The sequence below is a fragment of the Meiothermus taiwanensis WR-220 genome (assembly GCF_003568585.1).
GTDB classification, from domain to species: domain Bacteria; phylum Deinococcota; class Deinococci; order Deinococcales; family Thermaceae; genus Meiothermus; species Meiothermus taiwanensis.
In genome coordinates, this window is the sequence record NZ_CP021130.1 from 1,658,842 (window position 1) to 1,678,779 (window position 19,938).

The following is a 19,938-nucleotide window of genomic DNA, read 5'->3' on the forward strand; positions in this document are numbered from 1 at the left end:
CGGTGACCTGAGCTTCGGCGTTGGGATCGGCAGTGCTGGATTTGGGCATGGTGGTTACTCCATTTTGCTTAGGTTTTGCATTCTTATACTTTTGGATTGGCTTTGGCCCAGTCTTCTAAAAAGGCCTTGAGACCCAGATCGGTCAGGGGGTGCTTGACCAGTTGCTGGAAAACCTTGGCCGGCATGGTGGCGATGTCAGCCCCCAGCATGGCCGCCTGGGTCACGTGGCGGGGGTGGCGAATAGAGGCTGCCAGAATCCGGGTGCTCAGGTTCTGTACCTGGAAGAGTTCGGCAATTTCGCGGATTAGATCCATGCCTTCCCAGGAGATGTCGTCAATGCGGCCCAGGAAGGGTGAAACACACCAGGCTCCGGCCTTGGCGCACAGCAGGGCCTGATTGGCCGAAAACACCAGGGTCATGTTGATACGGATGCCTTCGTCAGAAAGCGCTTTGCAGGCCTTGAGGCCATCCACGGTGGTGGGCAGTTTGACCACCACGTGCGGGTCGATGGCAGCCAGACGGCGCCCTTCGGCAATCATCTCGGCGGCGGTGGTGGAAACCACTTCGGCCGAGACCGGGCCCTGCACAATCTGACAGATTTCCTTGATGGTGGGCTCGAGCGGGCGGCCCGATCTAGCGATCAGGGAGGGGTTGGTGGTAACACCGGCCAGCACGCCCCAGGCGGCTATCTCTCTGATTTCACTCACTTCAGCAGTATCCAGGTACAGATCCATGGCGCATGTACTCCTTCCCGCTTCTGGTCAGGTTTGGACGGGTTTTCCAGGCGAGTATATCGCCGACCAGCGATGAGAAACAAGTGATCTGGTTGTTGACGCGGGGTTAGCAGCTTGCTACCATTCAGGTTAGCCGGTTGCCAGCAGCGCAATATAGCACAGGCTTCGACCGGTGTAAAGAGCTGGGGACAGGTAGGCTTTCAAAGACCATGCAGCGAGCCTGGGAGGGTGCGAGCCAGGCGGCAACCTGGAAGCCAAGGATCACCCCAGGCAGCTTGGGAAGAAAGGGCCGGTGGGCCTGAGTAGACCCCAACGGGTGCGCCCGAAACAGCGCGAACGAGTGCCCGAGCACCGTCAAAAGTGTTCGGGAAGTGCGGTGGTAACGCGGGAAACCTCGAGCTGAGCTTCTCGTCCGCACCTGAGGAACTTTGGGTCACAGGTCGGGCGCTTTTTATTTGTGACCCGCCTCAGAAAGGAACCAGGCTATGGTGGAGGAAAAAAAGCTGTTTCAAGAGGTAACCGAGACCAATTTCCCCAAGCTGGAAGAAGCCGTACTGGCTTTTTGGCGTGAAAATCAAATTTTTGCTAAGTCGGATCGAAAGGCTGCGCCCAAGGGTGAGTTTGTCTTCTACGAAGGCCCCCCCACCGCCAACGGCAAGCCGGCCATGCACCACGTGCTGGCCCGCAGCTTCAAGGACATCTTCCCCCGCTACAAAACCATGCAGGGCTACCACGTCACCCGCAAGGGGGGCTGGGACACCCACGGCCTGCCGGTAGAGATTGCGGTGGAAAAAAAGCTCGGCGTGCTGGGCCGCAAGGCCCTGAACAACCAGGAGATCGCCGAGTTTACCAAGCAGTGCCGGGAGTGGGTTTTCGCCAACATCGAGGACTGGAACTACTTTACCGAGCGCATGGGCATGTGGCTGGATCTCGAGAACGCCTACGTGACCTACCACAACAGCTACATCGAGTCGGTCTGGAACCTGCTCAAGCGCATGTGGGACAGGGGCATGGTGGTGCGGGACTACAAGGTGGTGCCGCTCTCGCCCCGCATCTCCACCACCCTCTCGCAAAACGAGATTGCCGATGGTTATCGGGAAGTGGACGACCCCAGCGTGTATGTGCGCTTCCCTCTGAAGCTCGAGACCACCCCGCCCGCAGTGCGGGAAAAACTCCAGGCCCAGGGGGTGCGGCTCGAGGACTTAGAAAACCTGGCCATCCTGGTCTGGACCACCACCCCCTGGACCCTGCCCTCCAACACCATGGCGGCAGTGAATCCAGAAATGGATTACGCCGTGGTACGGTCGCCCTCGGTGGGCCACCTGATTTTTGCTGCCGAGGCGGTGGAGCGGCTTAAGGAGCTGCACAAGGAGGAGCTCGAGGTAATCGCACACCTCAAGGGCGCCGATCTGGAGTGGTGGGAGTACACCCCCCCCTTCCCCGAAGTCTGCGTGGAGCTGGGCGTGGTACAGCAGCAAGGGGAAAAGCGCCCCGATGGCCGGCCGGTCATGCACTTCGTGGCTCTGGCCGATTTCGTGAGCGCCGAGGACGGCTCGGGGGTTGCCCACGAGGCCCCGGTCTACGGGGCCGAAGACCTCGAGCTCGCCCGCCAGTACGGCACACCCTTGCTCTTTGGCACCAACGAGTACGGCCTCATGCAGGTCACGGAAGAGCGCGGCAAGTTCTTCAAGGATGCCGACAAAGGTCTCATCCGCATCATGAAGGAACGGGGGGTCATCTACCACGCCGGTCAGATCCGCCACCGCTACCCCTTCCACGACCGCACCGGCGACCCCATCCTGTACTTTGCCAAGCCGAGCTGGTACATCAAAACCTCCAACTTCCGCCAGGCCCTGTACGACAACAACGAGAAAATCAACTGGATTCCCGAGCACATCAAGCACGGTCGCTTCGGCAACTGGCTCAAGGACAACGTGGACTGGGCCATCAGCCGCGAGCGCTACTGGGGCACGCCCCTGCCCTTCTGGGTATCGGAGGATGGCTCGGAGTACATCTGCGTGGGCAGCGTGCAGGAGCTTTCCGAACTGGCCGGCCGGGATCTGAGCGACCTCGACCTGCACCGGCCCTACGTGGATGAAATTACCTTTGTCAAAAACGGCAAAACCTTCCGCCGGGTGCCGGAGGTGCTCGATGTCTGGTTCGACTCAGGCGCCATGCCCTATGCCCAGTGGCATCTGATGGTTGACCAAGACGGCAAGCCGCTACCCGGTTTTGAGGCCAACTTCGAGCAGTGGCGCAAGCACTTCCCGGCCGATTACATCTGCGAGGCCATCGACCAGACCCGCGGCTGGTTCTACTCGCTGCACGCCATCTCGACCTTGCTGTACGACCAGCCCTGCTTCAAGAACGTCATCTGCCTGGGGCACCTGGTGGACGAGAAGGGCCACAAGATGTCCAAGAGCAAGGGCAACGTGGTGGAGCCCCTGCCCATGTTTGACAAGTATGGGGCCGACGCGGTGCGCTGGTATCTGTTCACCGGTTCGGAGCCCGGCGAACAAAAGCGCTTCTCCGAGCGCCTGGTACAGGAGGCCCAGCGGGGCTTTCTGGGCACGCTCTGGAACGCATACAGCTTCTTCGTGCTGTATGCCAACCTGGACAGGCCCAACCTGAATCAGCGACCTGCGGTGCAGGATCGCCCGGAGATGGATCGCTGGCTGGTGGCCCGCCAGCACCAGCTCATAGAGCAGGTCACGGCTGCCCTGGATGCCTACGATGCCCGCGGCGGCGGTAAGGCCCTCGAGCAGTTTGTGGAGGAACTATCCAACTGGTACGTGCGCCGCAACCGTCGGCGCTTCTGGAAAAACGACAACATCACCGACCGCGAATCGGCCTACGCCACCCTGTGGGAGGCCCTGGTCACGGTAGCCCAGCTGGCCGCACCATTCACACCATTTATCGCCGAGGCCCTGTGGCAAAACCTGGTACGCTCGGTTCAGCCCGAGGCCCCCGAGTCGGTGCACCTCTCCGACTGGCCTAAAGCCGATCCGGGCCTCATGGATGAAACCCTGCTAACCCAGATGGGCGCGGTGGTGAAGGTGGTGGGGCTGGCTCGAGGGGCTCGAGCCACCAGCGGCATCAAGACCCGCATCCCCCTGCCCAGGGTGCTGATCACCGCCCCCAGCGAGGCCGAGCTGGCCGGCTTGCGCCACTTCGCCGAGGAGATTGCGGAGGAGCTCAACGTCAAGCAGGTGGAGGTGCTGGGCCTGGGCGAGGAGCTGCTGAGCTACCGGGTGCTGCCCAACCTGCCGGTGCTGGGCAAGAAGTATGGTAAGCGGGTTCCGGCCATCCGGGCAGCCCTGGCCGAGCTCGACAGCCGGATGGTGGCGCAAACCATCAAAGCGGGGCGGGGTTTGAGCCTGGAGATCGAGGGCGAGCGCATTGTGCTGGAACCCACGGAGGTGCTCTTGGAGGCCCTCTCACCCGAGGGCTTCGCCGCCCAGGAGGAGGGGGGTTATATGGCGGCGCTGGAGGTTCGCCTCGATGAAGACCTGCTGCTCGAGGGCCTCAGCCGCGACCTGATCCGGCTGGTGCAGCAGGCCCGCAAGGACATGGGCCTAAACGTTTCGGATCGCATCCATCTAACCTACCAGGCCGACGGCAAGTACGCGCAGTCCCTGGCCAAGTTTGGCTCGAGGCTGCAGGAAGAAACCCTGGCCCTTTCCCTGGAGCCAGGCGAACCAGTCGGTTTCACCACCGAGCTATCCGACGAGGAAGGCTCCGTCAGGTTTGGTCTCAACAAAGCCTAGTTCGCCAGCCAATACTCGAGTAGCTCCTGCAGGTGAATCTGGCAGGAGCCGCTCGAGTTCGCTCGGCTGCTTATGGTCGAGCCCCTTCGCGTTTCCCACAATTGCCTGCCACCGTGGGGCAGGCAATTTACCCAGTACGGCAAAATACGCTGTACTGGGTATTCGTGGGAAACGCTCCTGGGGTTCCCGCCACTAGCGCAGCGGTTTGAAAAAATCCCCCTCGCCCAGAACGGGGTTGATTTCCACCTCCATCACCTCACCCCGCGCCGCCAGCACACCCCCCACATAATTCTCCCAGCTGTGCGGCAGGCGCACCCCCTGCACCAATCGATAGTTGCTGAAAAAGGTGATGCTCTCGCCCACGCCGGGAATAATGAGCCGCTCACCTAACAGCAATCCATCGGGGTTGAACAGGTAGGTGCTGACCCAGCCCTGGGTGCTCACCGTGAGCAGGCGGCCGGCCTGGTTGCGCAGGCTGCCCTGGGTCACGCTGGCCCGCTCCCGATTGCTGCTGCCATATTTCAGGCCCAGCCAGCCGGTGTAGAGGCTCGAGCGCAAAATTTCCCGCTGATCCTGCGGGAGTGGCCTCAAGGAGGTCTCGCGGCTCCAAAAGAAGCTTTCCTGAGGGCTGTACTGCTGCAGGGCCAAGGGGATGGGATTGGGGGCGTTCAGGCTCTCGGGGTCGTAGAGCTCGAGCCGAACGCGCCGGTTACCAAAGTCCACCAGCAGCAGGGTTACGATGCGACTCTCCTCTTTACCATCGGGCAGGTAGTAGATATTGGTCGTCACCTCGCGGTAGGTGTTAAGGTTGGTCAGGGCCGCTCCCCCCAGAACGCTGCGGGCGCGCTCGAGGAGCTGCGCGGCCTCCGGTGAAACCTGGGCCCATGCCAAACCCAGCCCAACCATCCACGCTAGAACGGCTATACGCTTGTTCATCCTGCCGATGACCTTAGCACGAAGCGGCTTCGTTTCTATGAGTGTATGTACAACTTTTCACGATACATACTTTGTGAAAACACTATTCGCTTAAAAACAGCCCGGTAGGGTAAAGTTCCCCTCGTGGACTTTCAAGGTTTGCTTGCCGAGCTCAACCTCGACGCGTTTTTTGTCTCCAACCCCCATAACGTGCGCTACCTATCAGGGTTCGTAGAGGGCAAGGATGCCAAGGTGGTCATCACCAAAGACGGCCCTACCCTCATCACCGACGGTCGCTATCTGGTGGAGGCCGCTCAGCAGCGCCTCCCATACCGCATCGTGCTGAACCGTGCTGAGACCAACCAGCTACTCGCCGAGTTTTTCCGGGGCCGGGTGGGCATCGAGGCCGAACACCTTAGCGTGGCGACCCTGGAAGGGTTCCGGCAGGATTTCCCCAACCTCGAGTTCGTACCCACCAAGGGCATTTTTGAAAGGCTTCGTCGCCAAAAGAGCCCCCAGGAAATCGAGCAGATCCGGCGGGCGGCGCGGTTGGCCGATCAGGGCTTTGCCCACATTCTGCCCTACATCAAGCCAGGGGTACGGGAAATTGAGGTGGCCCTCGAGTTGGAGTTCTTCCTGCGGAAAAATGGTTCCGAAGGCCTGGCCTTCAGCACCACTGTGGCTTCGGGGGAGCGCAGCGCCATGCCCCACGGGGGGGCCAGCATGCGCACCATCCAAGCGGGGGAGCTGGTTACCCTGGATTTCGGCTGCGTGGTTGGGGGCTACTGCTCCGATATGACCCGTACGGTGGCGGTGGGCCAGGTCTCGAAGGAGCTGCGCAGCATCTATCAGGCCGTACTGGAAGCTCAGACCCTGGCGCTGGAGGCCGTGGCCCCCGGTAAAACCGGTCGCGAGCTGGACACGCTGGCTCGAGACCATCTAAAACAGCTTGGCTACGCAGAGCACTTCACCCACAGCCTGGGGCACGGGGTGGGCTTGTTCATACACGAAGCCCCCAGCCTGAGCCAGGCCTCGGAGGATGTCCTCGAGGTCAACCAGGTGGTGACCATCGAGCCCGGTGTCTACATCCCGAGTCTGGGCGGCTGCCGCATCGAAGATCTGGTACTGGTCACCGAGCAGGGCCACGAGGTGCTCTCCAGAAGCCCCAAGCATCTGATGGAGCTATGAAGCGCTGGCTGTCGCTGCTGCTGCTGGGCGGTCTGGCCTGGGCCCAGGGCTATGTGGTGCAACCAGGTGACACCCTCGAGCGCATCGCGCGGCTGTTTCAGGTTAGCGTGTCCGACTTAATGCTGCTCAACGGGCTGATTCAAGACCCATTGCCTGCAGGTCTGCAGCTCAATATTCCAGCCTCGGCCTGGGATCCCATGAATCTGGAGGTTCTTCCCCTGCCCGAACCCACCGAAGAACCCCCTGCATGGGTGTTTCTGCCCCTGCCCAAAGCCCCGCTGGAAGCAAGCGCACCCGCCCCACGGCTGGTTCAACAGGGCCTGGCCTCCTGGTACGGGGCGCGCTTTCATGGGCGCCGCACCGCCAGCGGCGAGCGCTTCAACAAATACCACCTGACCGCCGCCCACCGCACCCTGCCCTTCAATGCACGGGTGCGCGTGACCAATCTGCAAAACGGCAAGAGCGTGGTGGTTCGGATCAACGACCGGGGCCCTCACATCCGGGGCCGCATTATCGACCTGTCTTACGCTGCTGCCCGCCTGATCGGAATGCATCAAAGCGGGGTTGTACTGGTACGAGTGGAGTGGCTTCAGTGAAGTACGGTTTTCATATGTCCATTGCCGGCAAGCTCGGCATCGCCGGTGCAGCCGAAGAGGCTGGGTTGCTGGGGCTTAGCGCCATCCAGATTTTCGCCAAAAGCCCGCGCAGCTGGAAAACGCGAAACCTCAAGCCGGGCGAAGTGGAGGGCTTCAGGGCCCGAAAGGAAAACCTGGGTGGTCTGCCCACGGTCATTCACGCCTCCTACCTGGTGAACCTGGCCGCCGAGGGCGAGCTGGGGCAAAAAAGCGTTTTCAGCCTGGCCGATGACCTGGCCAAAGCCCAGGTGCTGGGAGCCCAGTATGTGGTGGTGCACCCCGGCTCGGGATCGGCCCAGACGGCCCGGGCCAACGCCCTGCGGGCGCTCGAGCTGGCCCAGCTGGGTCAAAACGGGCCCCGGCTGCTTCTGGAAAACACCGCCGGGGGCGGCGAAAAACTGGGGGCCCGCCTGGATACCCTGGCCCAGATGATCGAGGGCACCCGGCTGGGGGTTTGTTTCGATACCTGCCACGCCTTCGCCGCAGGGTATCACCTCGAGGAGGCCCTGGAGGAACTCGAGCGGTGGGTGGGCCTGCCGCGGGTTCCGGTGATCCACCTCAACGACTCGGTGGGCGAGCGGGGCACCCAGATCGACCACCACGCCAATCTGATGGAGGGCCGGATTGGGCCGGAGCTCCGCCGCTTTGCCCTGGATGTCAGGCTGCAGGACAAGATCTTTATCCTGGAAACCCCCCGCGGTGCACGGGAAGACGCCCACAACCTGCGGGTGCTGAGGGAATGGCTGGCCCAGGGCTAATACCAGCCGGCCGAAGGAAGCAGAACCCCTTTGTTCACCCGGTGGGCGTGGCTGCTACTCGAGGGCCTGCCGAAACCAATCGAGCACGCCGGGCCAGGCCTCGTCGTCGCCGTGCGGTAGGAAAGTGACCGTGCCGGGCTCTTTGCGAAACCAGGTGTACTGGCGTTTGGCATAGGCCCGTGTAGCGCTGACGATGGCTTTTCGCGCCTCCTCCAGGCTGTAGGCCCCCCTCAGATAGCCGGCGACCTCCTTGTAGCCGATGCCCTGCAGCGCCGTGGGCATCTGGGGATACGCGGCCAGCAGGCCCTCGACCTCCTGCACCAGCCCCTGGGCGAACATCCGCTCCACCCGAAGCTCCAGGCGGGGCTCGAGCCAGGCCCAGGCAGGCCACAAGACCAGTTTTCGGTAGCGGAAGCGGGGTGCGCGCCTGGGAAACCGGGCCGGGGGAACCCCGGTGCGGCGCAGCACCTCGAGGGCCCGCACCAAGCGCCGGGGGTTGCGCTGCACCCGCCGGGCATCCTCGGGGCTGGCGTGCTCGAGCTCTTGGAGCAAGGGTTCAATCCCCTGCTTTTCGACGATTCCCCAGAGCTCCGCCTGCACGGCCGGATCGGGCTCCGGCAGCATGTGCAAACCCTGCGAAAGCGCGCGAATGTAATAGCCGGTACCCCCCACCACCAGCGGCACCTGGCCCTGCTCCAGCGTACGCTCTATGGCCTCTTCGGCCAGGTGAATAAAATCCGAGACGCTAAAAGGCTGATCCGGCCATACCACATCGATCAGGTGGTGCTGAACCGCCTCGCGCTCGGCCTGGCTGGGTTTGGCCGTGCCGATATCCATCCCCCGGTAGACCATGCTGGCGTCGGCCGAGACCACCGCCAGGGGAAACAACCGGCCCAGGCGCAGGGCCAGCTCGGTTTTTCCGGCTCCGGTGGGCCCGGTCAGGACTGGAATGATGGGCAGGGCAGTACAATCCATAGTTCAGGTAACCAACCCAAGTCATGATATTCTCGAGACCATGACCATTGAACACTTCGATGCGCTTGAACGCCTGCAAACTATTCGACAGCAGCTCGACGAGCTCTCCAGGCGGTTCGCCTCCAAGGAGGCGCTGGGCGAATGGGTGCCGGCGGTCGATATAATCGACGAGGGCGATTGTTTTCGCATTTTGGTGGATGTGCCCGGTGTAAAAAACCAAGACCTCGAGCTCAAGGAAGAGGGGCAGACCATCACCCTGGCCGGCATACGCCATCCCCAGCCCGGGGGGTTCTACCGGCAGGAGCGCCCCTCCGGAACATTTCGCCGCACCCTAACCCTGCCCGAGGCCATCGTGCCGGGTAGTGCCCAGGCCTCCCTCAAGGGGGGTGTGCTCGAGCTGGTGCTGCAAAAAGCACGTAAAGCAGCCCGCAGAGGCAAAAATAGGAGCAGCCCCCCCCTCCAACCCTAAAGAATCTCCTGCACTTCTCTGGTTACCACCGTATGGCACTTACGGCAGCGCGGCTCGTAGGCCTCGCTGGCCCCCACCAGAATTACCGGGTCGTCGTAGCGGGCTGGTTTACCATTCACAAAGCGCTGGGTGCGGGTTGCCGGGGCCCCACACACCGGGCAGACGGCAAAGAGCTTTTCCACATACTCGGCTCGAGCCAGCAGCTCAGGCATGATGCCAAAAGGCTCACCGCGAAAATCCATGTCCAGACCCGCGCAAATTACCCGCACCCCCTTGTCGGCCAGTTCCAGCACCAACTCCACCAAGCCCGCATCAAAAAACTGGGCCTCATCCACAGCCACCACGTCGGGCAGTGGGTCGGATAGATGGGCCCTTAGCTCAGCGGCATCGCGCACAGCAACAGCCTCCGCTCGACGGCCGTCGTGGCTAAAGACATCGGAGGCATGGTAGCGGTCATCCAGGCGTGGCTTGAATACCAGCACCCGCTGGCGGGCAATCAAGGCCCGCTTGACACGCCGAATCAGTTCATCCGACTTGCCGGAGAACATCGGCCCAACCACGACTTCTATCCAACCCTGATGGTGCGGAAGATGGGGCATGCTCATAACCGGAGCCTAGGATATCCTACCTTCGGCAAGCCAAAAAGCGCTGTGTATTTATCGGTAAAGGTGGGGCGTTTTCACCGATCAGGCCCCAAAATTAATCGGGCAGGTATAACCCTGCCCACCTGCCCTTTCGTACAAACGCTTAGCGTTTCGCGGCGGCCTTTTTGCCGTAGGTTCCGCCGAACTTCTTCTGGAATTTCTCAACCCGGCCCTCGGTGTCCACAAAGCGCTGCTGGCCCGTCCAGAAGGGGTGGTTACCGCTCCAGACTTCCACGTGAATCTCGGGCTTGGTGCTGTAAGTTTGCATGACCACCTCGCCGTTGCAGATGATCTTGCAGGGAACCAGCTTGGGGTGAATTTTCTCTTTCATAGTCTCTCCTTGGCACGGATTTTGCCGTGCTGTCAACTTGCTAAATATAGCAGGTCTAGGCGGGAAGGGCAAGCTAGTATAAAATCGCGCACACCATGATGCGAGGGGTTCGTGGTGCCATCACAGTTGAGGAGGACAGCCGGGAAGCCATCCTGAGCGCTACCCGCGAGCTGCTGCAAAAGATGCTCGAGGTCAACCAGATCACCGACTTCGACAGCATTGGGGCCATGTTTTTCACCCTAACCGACGACCTGCGGGCCGCTTTTCCAGCCGAGGCTGCGCGGCAGTTGGGTATGCAGATGGTTCCGCTCATCAACTCCCGCGAGATCCCAGTTCCGGGAGCCCTGCCCAGGGTCATCCGGGTGATGATGCTGTGGAACACCGACCTGCCCCAAAAACAGGTCAAGCACGTATACCTGCGCGAGGCGGTGCGCCTGCGCCCCGACCTCGAGAGCGCGCAGTAAGGGTGGGTGCTAACGCACCTTCGCGCCCGGGGGCAGATCCTGCTCGGGCGTGATCACCACTATTCGGCCCTGGGCATCCTCACCCGCCAGAATCATGCCTTGCGACTCCACACCACGCAGCACCGCGGGCTTAAGGTTGGCTACCAGCACCAGCTTTTTACCCACCAGGCTTTCAGGCGTGTAGTACTGGGCAATGCCCGAGACCACCTGCCGGGTGTGGTCGCCTAGGTTGAGGGTCAAGACCAGCAATTTGTCGGCCTTGGGGTGCTTTTCAGCTTTGACCACCTCGGCCACCCGGAAGTCGACCTTGGCAAAATCGTCTATGCCGATCAAACCATCGTTCGCCTGGGGCGTGGTTTTGGCCTGTGCGCTCTCGCTTCTGGCCTCGAGCTTGGGGAAGAGAATTGGGGCCTCCTCAGGCAGGCGCGTGCCCGCCGGGGAAAGCCCCCAGGTCTCGGTCTGCTCGAGGGTGTAGTCGCCAAGCCCCAAAGCCGCCCGCAGCTCCTTGGCCTTGGTGGGCAGGGCCGGCTCCAGAAGCACGCTGGCAATCCGCAGGCCCTCCACCACGGTGTAAAGAGCATCCTCAAGCTCTTTTTGCCGGCCGGGGTCGCGGGCCAGCTCCCAGGGTTTGACATCGTTAATGAACTTGTTCAGACCCCGGACGTACTGGAGCACCTCTTCCAAAGCCAGGTGGATCCGCAGGGCATCCACCTCCTTACGCACCTTTTCGGCCAGGGCCACCCCGGCACGCGCCACCTCGGAATCCGGCGAGGAAGGGGCAGGAATAATGCCACCGCAATACTTGAGCAGCATGGTGCGCACCCTCGAGAGCAGGTTGCCAAGGTCGTTGGCCAGATCGGAATTCAGCCGCTGTGCCACAACTTCTTCACCGAAGGGGCTATCCGATCCCAGGGTGGTATCGCGCAGCAAGGCATAGTGCAACGCATCCACACCGTACTTGTCCAGCAAGGCCAGAGGATCCACAGCGTTCCCCAGGCTTTTGCCCATCTTTCGGCCATCCATAGCCAGGATGTGCCCGTGCACCACCAGGCGCTTATAGATGGGCAGGCCCGCACTCTTGAGCATGGTGGGCCAGAAGATGGCGTGGGGCTTGAGGATATCCTTACCAATCACGTGCCAGGCATGGGGCCAGAACTTCTCGAAAAGGCCCCGGCTCTCCAGCGAGGAGACGTAGGCCAGCAGGGCATCGAACCACACGTAGGTCACGTGGTTTTCATCCCAGGGGATGGGAATACCCCAGGGCACGCGGTCTTTGGGGCGCGAGATGGAAAGATCGCCAATCGGCTCTTTGAGCATCTCCAGCACCTCATTGCGGTAGGCCTGGGGCTGGATCAGGTCGGGGTGTTCAGACAGGTATTCGATCAGCCAGGGCCGGTATTTCTCCATGCGGAAGAAGTAGTTGGCTTCCTTGCGCAGAATGGGCGGCTCCGAGTCGCCCGGCAGAACGCCATTGACCAGCTCTTTTTCGGTTACAAAGCGCTCGGAGCCCACCGAGTAGAGCCCCTCGTACTCGGCGTAGTAGATATCGCCGGCCTCGTAGACCTTACGCAGAACTTCCTGTACGTAGCGTTTGTGGCGCTCCGAGGTGGTACGGATGTAGTCGTCGTAGCTAATAAGCAAGCGTTGATAAGCCGGCTGGAATAGCTGCTCGGAAACGTAGTCCACAAAAGCCTGGGGCTCCTGGCCAGCATTTTTGGCCGCTCGAGCGATCTTTTCCCCGTGTTCATCGGTGCCGGTCACAAAGTTGGTCTCGTAGCCATCCAGGCGGTGGAAGCGGGCCAGGAAATCGCAGATGATTTTCTCGTACACATGCCCGATGTGAGGGGCTGCGTTGGCGTAGTCAATTGCGGCGGTCTCGTAGAAAACTTTGCTCACAGTCAACTCCTTAGGTGTTCGGTTTTAGGCTGGGTTTGCCAAAAAAAGGGGCGCAAACGCGCCCCGCCGATAGCCTCACCGCTGCTATCGTCGGGGTTTTCGTATCATTCGGGTAAACCGGTAGCCTACCACGAATCTATTTTATACCAGGTCTGGCCCGGCCGTCAGCACCGTGGCCAGGCTGCTACACGTACTGGGGTGGGGTGCCCAGATACTCCAGGCCTTCCGGCCCGGCTATAATTGCCAGCGTAGCCAGCCCGATGAATAAGCCGCTCTCCACCACGCCGGGAATGCGCTTGAGTTCGACCTCGAGGTCGGCCGGCTTGGCAATTGGCCCGAAGTCGATATCGGCGATTAGATTGCCTCCATCGCTGTAGAAGAAGTCTTCGCCGTTCATTCGCAAGGTGGCCTTCCCCATTCGCCCCAAGGCGTGCAGGGTGGCGCGGTAGCCAAAGCGCACGATCTCCACCGGAACCACCCCCCGCCCCAGTTGGCCCACCTTTTTGCTATGGTCGGCGATCACGATAAACTGCCTGGCGTTGGCCTCGACAATTTTCTCGCGCAGCAGGGCCCCGCCCAACCCCTTGATGAGGGAAAGATCGGGGGCGATTTCGTCGGCGCCATCAATAGCCAGGTCAACACCCCGGGCCTCGAGCTCCACCAGAGGAATCCCCTGGCTCTGGGCCAGCCGGGCCGTGGCCTCCGAGGTGGGCACCGCCACCACATCCGAAAGCTCGCCCTCGCGCAACCGGCGGCCTAGCTCCAAAACCGCATACCGGGCGGTGGAGCCCGTACCAAGCCCCACCACCATCCCCGAACGCACGAACTTGACGGCCTCGAGGGCCGCTTGCTGTTTGAAGTTCTCTTGGTCGTTCATAGAAGGAGCCCCAACCCTGGGCCTCCCCTAGCTTACCGAATTGCCACCAATCTTCTGCTGCTGGAGCTCCAGCAGGGCCTCCGCAACCTCGAGGGCGTGCTCATCGGGCTTCACCTTGTCCCACACCCGGGCCACCCGGCCCGCAGGGTCGATCAGGTAGGTGTGGCGCAAAACCCCTTCGTAAGCCTTGCCGTACATAGTCTTGGTGCCCCAGGCCCCGTAAGCGCGGATGGTTTGTTTTTCGGAATCCGACAGAAGCGGAAAATTCAGGCCGTACTTACCGTGAAATCTGCCGTGGCTTTGCACATCATCGGCGGAGACCCCCAGCACCACCGCCCCCAGCTCTTCCAGGCGACCTTTTTCGTCCCGAAAGCTACAGGCTTCCTTGGTGCAGCCGGGTGTATCGTCCTTGGGATAGAAGTAAAGCACCACCCAACGGCCGCGGTAGTCCTCGAGGGTGTGCAGCTTACCTTCCTGGTCGGGTAGGGTGAAGTTTGGAGCGGGGTCACCAACGTTCAACATAGCAGCCGGATGATAACCCAGGCCTCTACAGGGCAATGTTCTCTATGTTGCAAGATCCGGTTTTCGTAGCGACCTAGCAACCCATCGGCGGCTAGCTTACCTTATAGCCAAACTTGCGCAGAATGTCCTTGCGCCATTGGATGTCTTCCTCAGCCTCGACCCCCAGGGGCTTATAACCGTCTAAAACCCCCAAAATTCCACGCTGGTCGTCCTGCTCGGCCACAATCACCGACAGCGGGTTGGCGGTCGCGGCCAAAATCCGCACCACCTCCGGGCAGGCCTTAACGGCGTGCAGCACATTGATGGGAAAGTAGCCCTCACCCAGCACGATCAGGAATGAATGGCCGGCCCCAATGGCCTGGGCGTTCTTGACCGCCAGCTCCACCAGCTCGTCGGAGGTACCCGTTTTGCGTATCAGCCGCTTACCCGAAGCCTCACAGAAGGCCAGGCCGAACCGAATGCCCGGCACCGCTGTAACCAGGGCCTCGTGGAGGTCTTCCACCGTCTTGATGAAGTGGCTTATACCCAGAATAACGTTCAGGTTTTCGGGTTTTTCCACCTTGACGATCTGCAGTTCCACACCCTATTTAGGCACACTGAACTTCACCAGGTCAACCGTGGCCCCGTCGAGGGTGGCGTAGCGCACCACCCCCACGCCTGGCACAAAGTAAATCTCCATAACCTGGCTACCACCTCCACTGGTAACGGTCGAGGTGCGAATCACGTAGGCATTAAAACGGCCCGCCGGCACACTAACACCCTCGATGCGCAAGACCTTCCCCAGCAAAGCCACGCTCTGCCCGCCAAAACTACTACGCCCCCCCCATTCCTGCCCGAGTACCAGGGGCGGGGCCGGGTATAGCAGCAAGGGCGGATTGTAGCGTTGCACAGCCTGACCTACCAACAAACCCTCGAGCAAAACACCGTTGTCTGTGTAGCGGAGCAGATCGGCGCTCACCGGCTGCTTAGCCAACCGCCGCTCAAACACCAGCAGGCCATTTTGCTCGCGGGTAAACACCTGCTCCATGCCTGTGGAGTACGTCCAGGAATAGCCAACCCCATTGGGGTAATACGCCGTTGGGGCGGCCAGCACACCCACCAGCAACAAAGCAAGAATTGCCATACGCTTCATCGGCTTAATGCTACGACCTTTCGGGCCAAACTGGGGTGTCATCTGCCCTGCCTCGGCCTGGCTAAACTACTCGTCTTTTCCCAGTTCGTGCCCTCGCAGGGTAGCAGCCTCCACCGCCTCCATCAGGGCTGCACGGACACCGCGGGCCTCGAGGGCCGCCAGACCGTGGATGGTGGTACCCCCGGGGCTGCTGACCTCGTCCTTGAGCACCGCGGGATGTTTTCTGCGCAACAGCTCACCGGTGGCAATCAGGACATCGGCCGCAAGCCGCAGGGCCTGGGCCCGTGGGATGCCCTGTTTAACCCCCCCATCGGCCAGGGCCTCGGCCACCACGGCCACATACGCCGGGGCTGAGGCCGACATACCCGTAAAAGCATCGAAAAGCTGCTCGGGCAGGTCGTACACATCCCCCACGGTAGCAAACAAGGCCCGTGCGAACTGCAGATCGCCCGCCTCCTCGGCCTCGCGGGGGCCGGTAATGGCTGTGGAGCTTTTGCCGATGGTGGCCGCCAGGTTGGGCATACAGCGCACCACCCGCCGGGTGCCCAGCCGGCGGGACAGCACCGCAGTGGACACCCCAGCCATGATGGAGATATAGCCCACGTTGGGATGGGCAATCTGGGGGGCCAGGGCGGCCAGGTCTTTGGGCTGCACGCTCAGCAGTATTCGTTCGCAGCGTCGCAAGTCCTCCAGATAGAGGGGCCTGGCGCCAGTCTCCTGAGCCACTGCCTGGGTGCGCTCTGGGGTGTCGAGGATGCCGATCTCGCTGGGCTCGAGCATCTCGGCCCGCAGCAGGCCTTCTAAAATGCTCTTACCCATCTTGCCTACACCCACAATAGCCAACTTCATGGCCCCAAGTTTAGCAGCAAGCAAGCAGGCCCAACAGGGGAATCGCCCATGGCGCCCGGTATGTTGCTATACTCCGGTGGTGCTGGTGCTCGCGATTGATACCGCCACGCCATACCTGGTGCTGGGACTCCCCCATGCCGAACGCGCCATACGCTTAGAGCGCCGTCACGCCGAGATGCTGTGGCCGGAGCTCGAGGCCTTCTTACAGCAGGCTGGGGTGGGGCTTGGGGAGCTGGGGGGAATAGCGGTCGGGCGTGGGCCGGGCTCGTACACCGGGCTGCGGGTGGGCATTGCCGCCGGTCTCGGGCTGGCCCGGGGGCTGGGTATTCCGGTCGCCGGCGTGGACACACTGGAAGCTGTGGCCCGGCGCCACCAGGGGCCCGTCACCGTCATCCAGCGCACCCGCAACGCGCTTTGCTACGCTGCTTGTTATGTTGTTGAGGGGTCACAGGTTCAGGTCACACAGCCTCCCCACCGGGCCCGGTTCGATGAGGTGGTACCCACCGGTCTGCTGACCATCGATGAGCCCCCTTCGGGCCAGGCCCTCGCTGCCCTGGGCCTGGCTGCGCTAAAGGCCCGGCCCGGACAGGTTGAACCGCTTTACCTATGAACCTCGAGACTTACCACACCCTGCGTAAAACCCCTGTGCCAGGAGGCTTCCTCTACACCAAGCCGGGCGCCCGTGGAAGCGATCCTGCCTATAAGCTCCTGGCTGAAGTTCTTGAACCCCACGGCCAGGCCGCCCTCGATCTCAACCCCGGCATCGGGCTGGTCACCCATGCCCTGCGACAGCAGGGCCTGCGCGTGCAGGCCATCGAGACCTCGAGGGCGGCCCTGCGTTGCTTAGAAGCCAGTTTTGGCCCATCGGTGTGGGTAACCCGGGGCCTGCCCTGGGCCACCGAGCCCGACTCAGCCGATCTCGTAGCCCTGGTGCTGCCGGCCCACCGGGGCACACGCTACGTGGAGCTAGCGCTGCTGGGGGCCGCTCGAGCCCTGCGCACTGGAGGCCGCCTGTGGATTGCAGGCAGCAAAGATAAAGGTTTTGCACACTACTTCAAGCAGGCCCAGGCCTGGATAGGCTACGGCCTGTTGGTGCGGCGCGAAGGGGCCTGGCGCGTTGCCGTGCTGGAAAAAGAAAAGCCCACACCCCGCCTGCCCGAGGTCTGGCAATCTTTCGACTGGGCGTTTATGGGCGAGCCCCTATCGTTTTCTTACCTGCCCGGCGTTTTTTCAGGGGGCCAGGTGGATGCGGGCAGCGCCATGCTGCTGCGCGAGCTGCCCCACGACCTGGGTCATGTGCTGGACATCGGCGGGGGTTATGGCGCACTGAGCCGTCCATTGCTGGGCCGGGCCCAGAGCCTCACCCTGCTGGAAGACGACTGGGTTAGCGTGCTGTGCGCCCAGAAGAACCTGGGCGAGGCGGCCACCGTGCTGCACTCCGATGTGGACGAGGCCTTGACAGCAGATCAAACCTTTACTACCATCATTACCAACCCCCCGTTCCACGTGGGGGGGCTTGTCGTGTTAGAAACCGCCATCGCATTTATCGAAGCCGCCCACGCCCGCCTAGAGAGGGGCGGGAAATTTTATCTTGTGGCCAACCGCTTTCTTCCTTATGAGCCCCTGCTGGAGGCGCGTTTTTCCACCGTGCGCACCCTGGCAGTAGACAGTCACAAGGTGCTGGTGGCCTATAAGTAACCGGATGGCCCAGGGCCCCGACGGGAGGTGAACAGCTTGAGCAAGAGTAAAGATGCCACAAGCAGCAAAGGAAAACCCCTGGCAGATGGTGCCACCCGCCCATCCCAGGCGAAGGGTGACTCCAAGCCCACTCGCGCTCAGAAAACAGCCGCTGGGCAGCCCCGCGCCTCCAGGCCATCCACCAAAACCAAAGGCCCAAACCGCCCCAGCCCGGAGCCAACCGCACCCGCTTCCAAGCAAGCCGGCTCCAGCAACAGCCCCTTGAGCAAGACCCTTGCCGCAACCACCAACCACGCTATGTCCAAAAAATCCAGTCGTAAACCAACTGAAACCACCGAACAACCCGAGAACAGCAAAGCCGTCCGTAAGACCAAGAAGGCTGGCCCCGTCGAAGCAACCCCCAAATCGAGCAAAAAAACGGCCGCTTCCAAGGCCAAGTCCGGCAGCTCCAAAAGCACCAAGGGTACGGTCGTCGCAGAGCCGGAAGAGGATCTGCTGGATGAGGAGCTGGCCGTTGAGATTGACGAGCTCGAGCCCCCTGATCTCGAGGAAGATCTGGAGGTCGGGCCCGACCTGGACGAGATAGCCCCACCTCCCCGCAAAGGGGGCGGGCTGGCTGCAGCCGCGCTTTCCGACGAAGATCTCACCGAGGAGTTGCTCGAGGCCGACCTCGAGGACATCGAGATGCTGGAGCCGGACTTCGAGCTGGGCACCCTGCCCATTGATGAGGCCGAGGAAGAGATTGAGGAAGACCTCCCCCTCCCCCGCATCTCCACCTCCGACCCGGTGAGGCAGTACCTGCACGAGATCGGGCAGGTGCCCCTGCTGACCCTGGAAGAAGAGATCGATCTGGCCCGCCGGGTCGAGGAAGGCGTCGCAGCCGCCCAACGCCTGGCCGAAGAGACCGGCCTGGACGCCGAGCTAATCCGCCACGTCCTGCGCAGCCAGGTGCAGGGCAGCAGCCGCGTTGCCAGCATTCCCGGCACCGATCTGCGCATCGACCCCGAGACCATCGCGGCGGTGGACGCCCGTCTACGCGCGCTACCCCGCGAGGTCAAGCGCTACTTGCACATCGCGCGCGACGGTGAGATCTGCCGCCAGCACCTAATTGAGGCCAACCTGCGGCTGGTGGTTAGCATCGCCAAGAAATATACCGGGCGCGGCCTGTCCTTTCTCGATCTGATCCAGGAAGGCAACCAGGGCCTGATCCGGGCGGTTGAGAAATTTGAGTTCAAGCGCCGCTTTAAGTTCTCCACCTACGCCACCTGGTGGATCCGCCAGGCCATCAACCGGGCCATCGCCGACCAGGCCCGCACCATTCGCATTCCGGTGCACATGGTGGAGACCATCAACAAGCTCACCCGCACCGCCCGCCAGATGCAGCAGGAGCTGGGCCGCGAACCCTCCTACGAGGAGATTGCCGAGGCCATGGGGCCGGGCTGGGACGCCAAAAAGGTGGAGGAAACCTTCAAGATCGCCCAGGAGCCGGTGAGCCTGGAAACCCCCATCGGCGACGAAAAGGACAGCTTCTACGGCGACTTCATCCCCGACGAGCACCTGGCCTCGCCGGTGGACTCCGCCGCCCAGAGCATGCTTTCGGAGGAGCTGGAAAAAGCCCTGGGCAAGCTCTCCGAGCGCGAGGCCATGGTGCTCAAGCTACGCAAGGGCCTGATTGACGGGCGCGAGCATACCCTGGAGGAGGTGGGCGCCTACTTCGGGGTAACCCGCGAGCGCATCCGCCAGATCGAGAACAAAGCCCTGCGCAAGCTCAAGTACCACGAGTCGCGCACCCGCAAGCTGCGGGACTTCCTGGACTAAAGTCGGAGCCCAGGGGCCGCCGAACCAACCCGACCCAAGGGATGCGCTTTCTTCGTTGAGCCTAGCGAAATGCCTCGAGTTTAGGTGCAGCCCATCGCCCGCGGAATAAACCGCCTCGAGGCCGACCGCGCAGCAGATAATGCCAAGCAGCATCAACACAAGCAAGTGCCCTGGCGCTTCATCGTCTACTTAAGTGCAGCCTGCCGAAGCCGGGCAAGACCGCTATCCAAATCTGAACGCTGAGATGAGCGCTTTGTTGGACAGCT

General features: G+C 61.9%; 20 protein-coding genes. 9 read left to right on the top strand and 11 right to left on the bottom strand.

Annotated features, from left to right (window positions below):
* Positions 1-83: 83 nt before the first annotated feature.
* Positions 84-734 (bottom strand): fructose-6-phosphate aldolase, encoded by a 651-nt coding sequence (gene fsa / locus MTAI_RS08195; RefSeq protein ID WP_027887898.1) that lies wholly within the window; start codon positions 732-734, stop codon positions 84-86.
* A gap of 503 nt (positions 735-1,237) precedes the next feature.
* Between fsa and ileS the strand changes: the two genes are divergently transcribed.
* Positions 1,238-4,501 (top strand): isoleucine--tRNA ligase, encoded by a 3,264-nt coding sequence (ileS, locus tag MTAI_RS08200; protein WP_425373723.1) that lies wholly within the window; start codon positions 1,238-1,240, stop codon positions 4,499-4,501.
* Between the two features lie 192 nt (positions 4,502-4,693).
* Here the strand turns inward: ileS and MTAI_RS08205 are convergent, their stop codons facing one another.
* Positions 4,694-5,437 (bottom strand): hypothetical protein, encoded by a 744-nt coding sequence (locus tag MTAI_RS08205; RefSeq protein ID WP_043982423.1) that lies wholly within the window; start codon positions 5,435-5,437, stop codon positions 4,694-4,696.
* Positions 5,438-5,560: 123 nt separating this feature from the next.
* Between MTAI_RS08205 and MTAI_RS08210 the strand changes: the two genes are divergently transcribed.
* From MTAI_RS08210 to MTAI_RS08220, 3 genes are read left to right on the top strand one after another with little or no spacing between them, the layout of a single operon-like run.
* The gene (locus MTAI_RS08210; protein WP_043982426.1) at positions 5,561-6,604 is read left to right on the top strand and encodes a M24 family metallopeptidase; all 1,044 of its coding nucleotides are present in this window, start codon (positions 5,561-5,563) and stop codon (positions 6,602-6,604) included.
* The gene (locus tag MTAI_RS08215; RefSeq protein ID WP_052488379.1) at positions 6,601-7,200 is read left to right on the top strand and encodes a septal ring lytic transglycosylase RlpA family protein; all 600 of its coding nucleotides are present in this window, start codon (positions 6,601-6,603) and stop codon (positions 7,198-7,200) included. The genes MTAI_RS08210 and MTAI_RS08215 overlap by 4 nt, the downstream gene beginning before the upstream one ends.
* 14 nt (positions 7,201-7,214) lie before the next feature.
* A complete protein-coding gene (locus tag MTAI_RS08220) occupies positions 7,215-7,997 on the top strand; it encodes a deoxyribonuclease IV (RefSeq protein ID WP_182482361.1) in 783 nt (260 codons plus the stop codon).
* Between the two features lie 54 nt (positions 7,998-8,051).
* Here the strand turns inward: MTAI_RS08220 and miaA are convergent, their stop codons facing one another.
* Positions 8,052-8,957, bottom strand: coding sequence for a tRNA (adenosine(37)-N6)-dimethylallyltransferase MiaA (gene miaA, locus MTAI_RS08225; protein WP_182482362.1), 906 nt, complete (start codon positions 8,955-8,957; stop codon positions 8,052-8,054).
* Between the two features lie 55 nt (positions 8,958-9,012).
* Here miaA and MTAI_RS08230 point away from each other — a divergent pair, with 55 nt between their 5' ends.
* Positions 9,013-9,441 (top strand): Hsp20/alpha crystallin family protein, encoded by a 429-nt coding sequence (locus MTAI_RS08230; protein ID WP_043982433.1) that lies wholly within the window; start codon positions 9,013-9,015, stop codon positions 9,439-9,441.
* On the opposite strand, the gene MTAI_RS08235 is transcribed toward MTAI_RS08230, so the two are convergent.
* A complete protein-coding gene (locus tag MTAI_RS08235; protein ID WP_043982453.1) occupies positions 9,438-10,040 on the bottom strand; it encodes a thymidine kinase in 603 nt (200 codons plus the stop codon). The two genes, MTAI_RS08230 and MTAI_RS08235, sit on opposite strands and share 4 nt — an antisense overlap.
* A gap of 148 nt (positions 10,041-10,188) precedes the next feature.
* Entirely contained in the window at positions 10,189-10,416 is a 228-nt protein-coding gene (gene rpmE, locus MTAI_RS08240) for a 50S ribosomal protein L31 (RefSeq protein WP_043982436.1), read from the bottom strand.
* A 95-nt stretch (positions 10,417-10,511) separates the two neighbouring features.
* Between rpmE and aroH the strand changes: the two genes are divergently transcribed.
* Positions 10,512-10,880 carry a chorismate mutase gene (gene aroH / locus MTAI_RS08245; protein WP_013013632.1) on the top strand — a complete coding sequence of 123 codons (369 nt, stop codon included), beginning with the start codon at positions 10,512-10,514 and terminating at the stop codon, positions 10,878-10,880.
* Between the two features lie 9 nt (positions 10,881-10,889).
* Here aroH and metG read toward each other — a convergent pair whose 3' ends face one another.
* The 6 genes from metG to proC form a co-directional block, all read right to left on the bottom strand.
* Positions 10,890-12,776 (bottom strand): methionine--tRNA ligase, encoded by a 1,887-nt coding sequence (gene metG, locus MTAI_RS08250; RefSeq protein WP_043982437.1) that lies wholly within the window; start codon positions 12,774-12,776, stop codon positions 10,890-10,892.
* A 184-nt stretch (positions 12,777-12,960) separates the two neighbouring features.
* The gene (rpiA, locus tag MTAI_RS08255) at positions 12,961-13,653 is read right to left on the bottom strand and encodes a ribose-5-phosphate isomerase RpiA (protein ID WP_027887888.1); all 693 of its coding nucleotides are present in this window, start codon (positions 13,651-13,653) and stop codon (positions 12,961-12,963) included.
* 27 nt (positions 13,654-13,680) lie between these two features.
* On the bottom strand, positions 13,681-14,175 hold the full coding sequence (gene bcp, locus MTAI_RS08260; RefSeq protein WP_027887887.1) for a thioredoxin-dependent thiol peroxidase: 495 nt from the start codon (positions 14,173-14,175) through the stop codon (positions 13,681-13,683).
* 91 nt (positions 14,176-14,266) lie between these two features.
* The gene (locus MTAI_RS08265; protein ID WP_043982443.1) at positions 14,267-14,755 is read right to left on the bottom strand and encodes an adenosine diphosphatase; all 489 of its coding nucleotides are present in this window, start codon (positions 14,753-14,755) and stop codon (positions 14,267-14,269) included.
* 3 nt (positions 14,756-14,758) lie between these two features.
* Entirely contained in the window at positions 14,759-15,307 is a 549-nt protein-coding gene (locus tag MTAI_RS08270; RefSeq protein WP_063843461.1) for a hypothetical protein, read from the bottom strand.
* 66 nt (positions 15,308-15,373) lie between these two features.
* The gene (proC, locus tag MTAI_RS08275) at positions 15,374-16,156 is read right to left on the bottom strand and encodes a pyrroline-5-carboxylate reductase (protein ID WP_043982445.1); all 783 of its coding nucleotides are present in this window, start codon (positions 16,154-16,156) and stop codon (positions 15,374-15,376) included.
* Between the two features lie 79 nt (positions 16,157-16,235).
* Between proC and tsaB the strand changes: the two genes are divergently transcribed.
* The 3 genes from tsaB to rpoD all read left to right on the top strand — a co-directional run bounded on the left by tsaB (position 16,236) and on the right by rpoD (position 19,672).
* Positions 16,236-16,766 carry a tRNA (adenosine(37)-N6)-threonylcarbamoyltransferase complex dimerization subunit type 1 TsaB gene (tsaB, locus tag MTAI_RS08280; RefSeq protein ID WP_241768737.1) on the top strand — a complete coding sequence of 177 codons (531 nt, stop codon included), beginning with the start codon at positions 16,236-16,238 and terminating at the stop codon, positions 16,764-16,766.
* Positions 16,763-17,854 (top strand): class I SAM-dependent methyltransferase, encoded by a 1,092-nt coding sequence (locus MTAI_RS08285; protein ID WP_027887884.1) that lies wholly within the window; start codon positions 16,763-16,765, stop codon positions 17,852-17,854. The genes tsaB and MTAI_RS08285 overlap by 4 nt, the downstream gene beginning before the upstream one ends.
* Positions 17,855-18,151: 297 nt before the next feature.
* Positions 18,152-19,672 (top strand): RNA polymerase sigma factor RpoD, encoded by a 1,521-nt coding sequence (gene rpoD / locus MTAI_RS08290; RefSeq protein ID WP_027887883.1) that lies wholly within the window; start codon positions 18,152-18,154, stop codon positions 19,670-19,672.
* The last annotated feature ends 266 nt before the right edge of the window (positions 19,673-19,938 follow it).

What these genes read in the sequence shown, in the direction of transcription:
- fsa (WP_027887898.1), bottom strand. Translation starts at nt 734, where the DNA reads ATGGATCTGTACCTGGATACTGCTGAAGTGAGTGAAATCAGAGAGATA.
- MTAI_RS08205 (WP_043982423.1), bottom strand. Translation starts at nt 5,437, where the DNA reads ATGAACAAGCGTATAGCCGTTCTAGCGTGGATGGTTGGGCTGGGTTTG.
- MTAI_RS08215 (WP_052488379.1), top strand. Translation starts at nt 6,601, where the DNA reads ATGAAGCGCTGGCTGTCGCTGCTGCTGCTGGGCGGTCTGGCCTGGGCC.
- MTAI_RS08220 (WP_182482361.1), top strand. Translation starts at nt 7,215, where the DNA reads ATGTCCATTGCCGGCAAGCTCGGCATCGCCGGTGCAGCCGAAGAGGCT.
- MTAI_RS08230 (WP_043982433.1), top strand. Translation starts at nt 9,013, where the DNA reads ATGACCATTGAACACTTCGATGCGCTTGAACGCCTGCAAACTATTCGA.
- MTAI_RS08235 (WP_043982453.1), bottom strand. Translation starts at nt 10,040, where the DNA reads ATGCCCCATCTTCCGCACCATCAGGGTTGGATAGAAGTCGTGGTTGGG.
- rpmE (WP_043982436.1), bottom strand. Translation starts at nt 10,416, where the DNA reads ATGAAAGAGAAAATTCACCCCAAGCTGGTTCCCTGCAAGATCATCTGC.
- aroH (WP_013013632.1), top strand. Translation starts at nt 10,512, where the DNA reads ATGATGCGAGGGGTTCGTGGTGCCATCACAGTTGAGGAGGACAGCCGG.
- rpiA (WP_027887888.1), bottom strand. Translation starts at nt 13,653, where the DNA reads ATGAACGACCAAGAGAACTTCAAACAGCAAGCGGCCCTCGAGGCCGTC.
- bcp (WP_027887887.1), bottom strand. Translation starts at nt 14,175, where the DNA reads ATGTTGAACGTTGGTGACCCCGCTCCAAACTTCACCCTACCCGACCAG.
- MTAI_RS08270 (WP_063843461.1), bottom strand. Translation starts at nt 15,307, where the DNA reads ATGAAGCGTATGGCAATTCTTGCTTTGTTGCTGGTGGGTGTGCTGGCC.
- proC (WP_043982445.1), bottom strand. Translation starts at nt 16,156, where the DNA reads ATGAAGTTGGCTATTGTGGGTGTAGGCAAGATGGGTAAGAGCATTTTA.
- MTAI_RS08285 (WP_027887884.1), top strand. Translation starts at nt 16,763, where the DNA reads ATGAACCTCGAGACTTACCACACCCTGCGTAAAACCCCTGTGCCAGGA.
- rpoD (WP_027887883.1), top strand. Translation starts at nt 18,152, where the DNA reads ATGTCCAAAAAATCCAGTCGTAAACCAACTGAAACCACCGAACAACCC.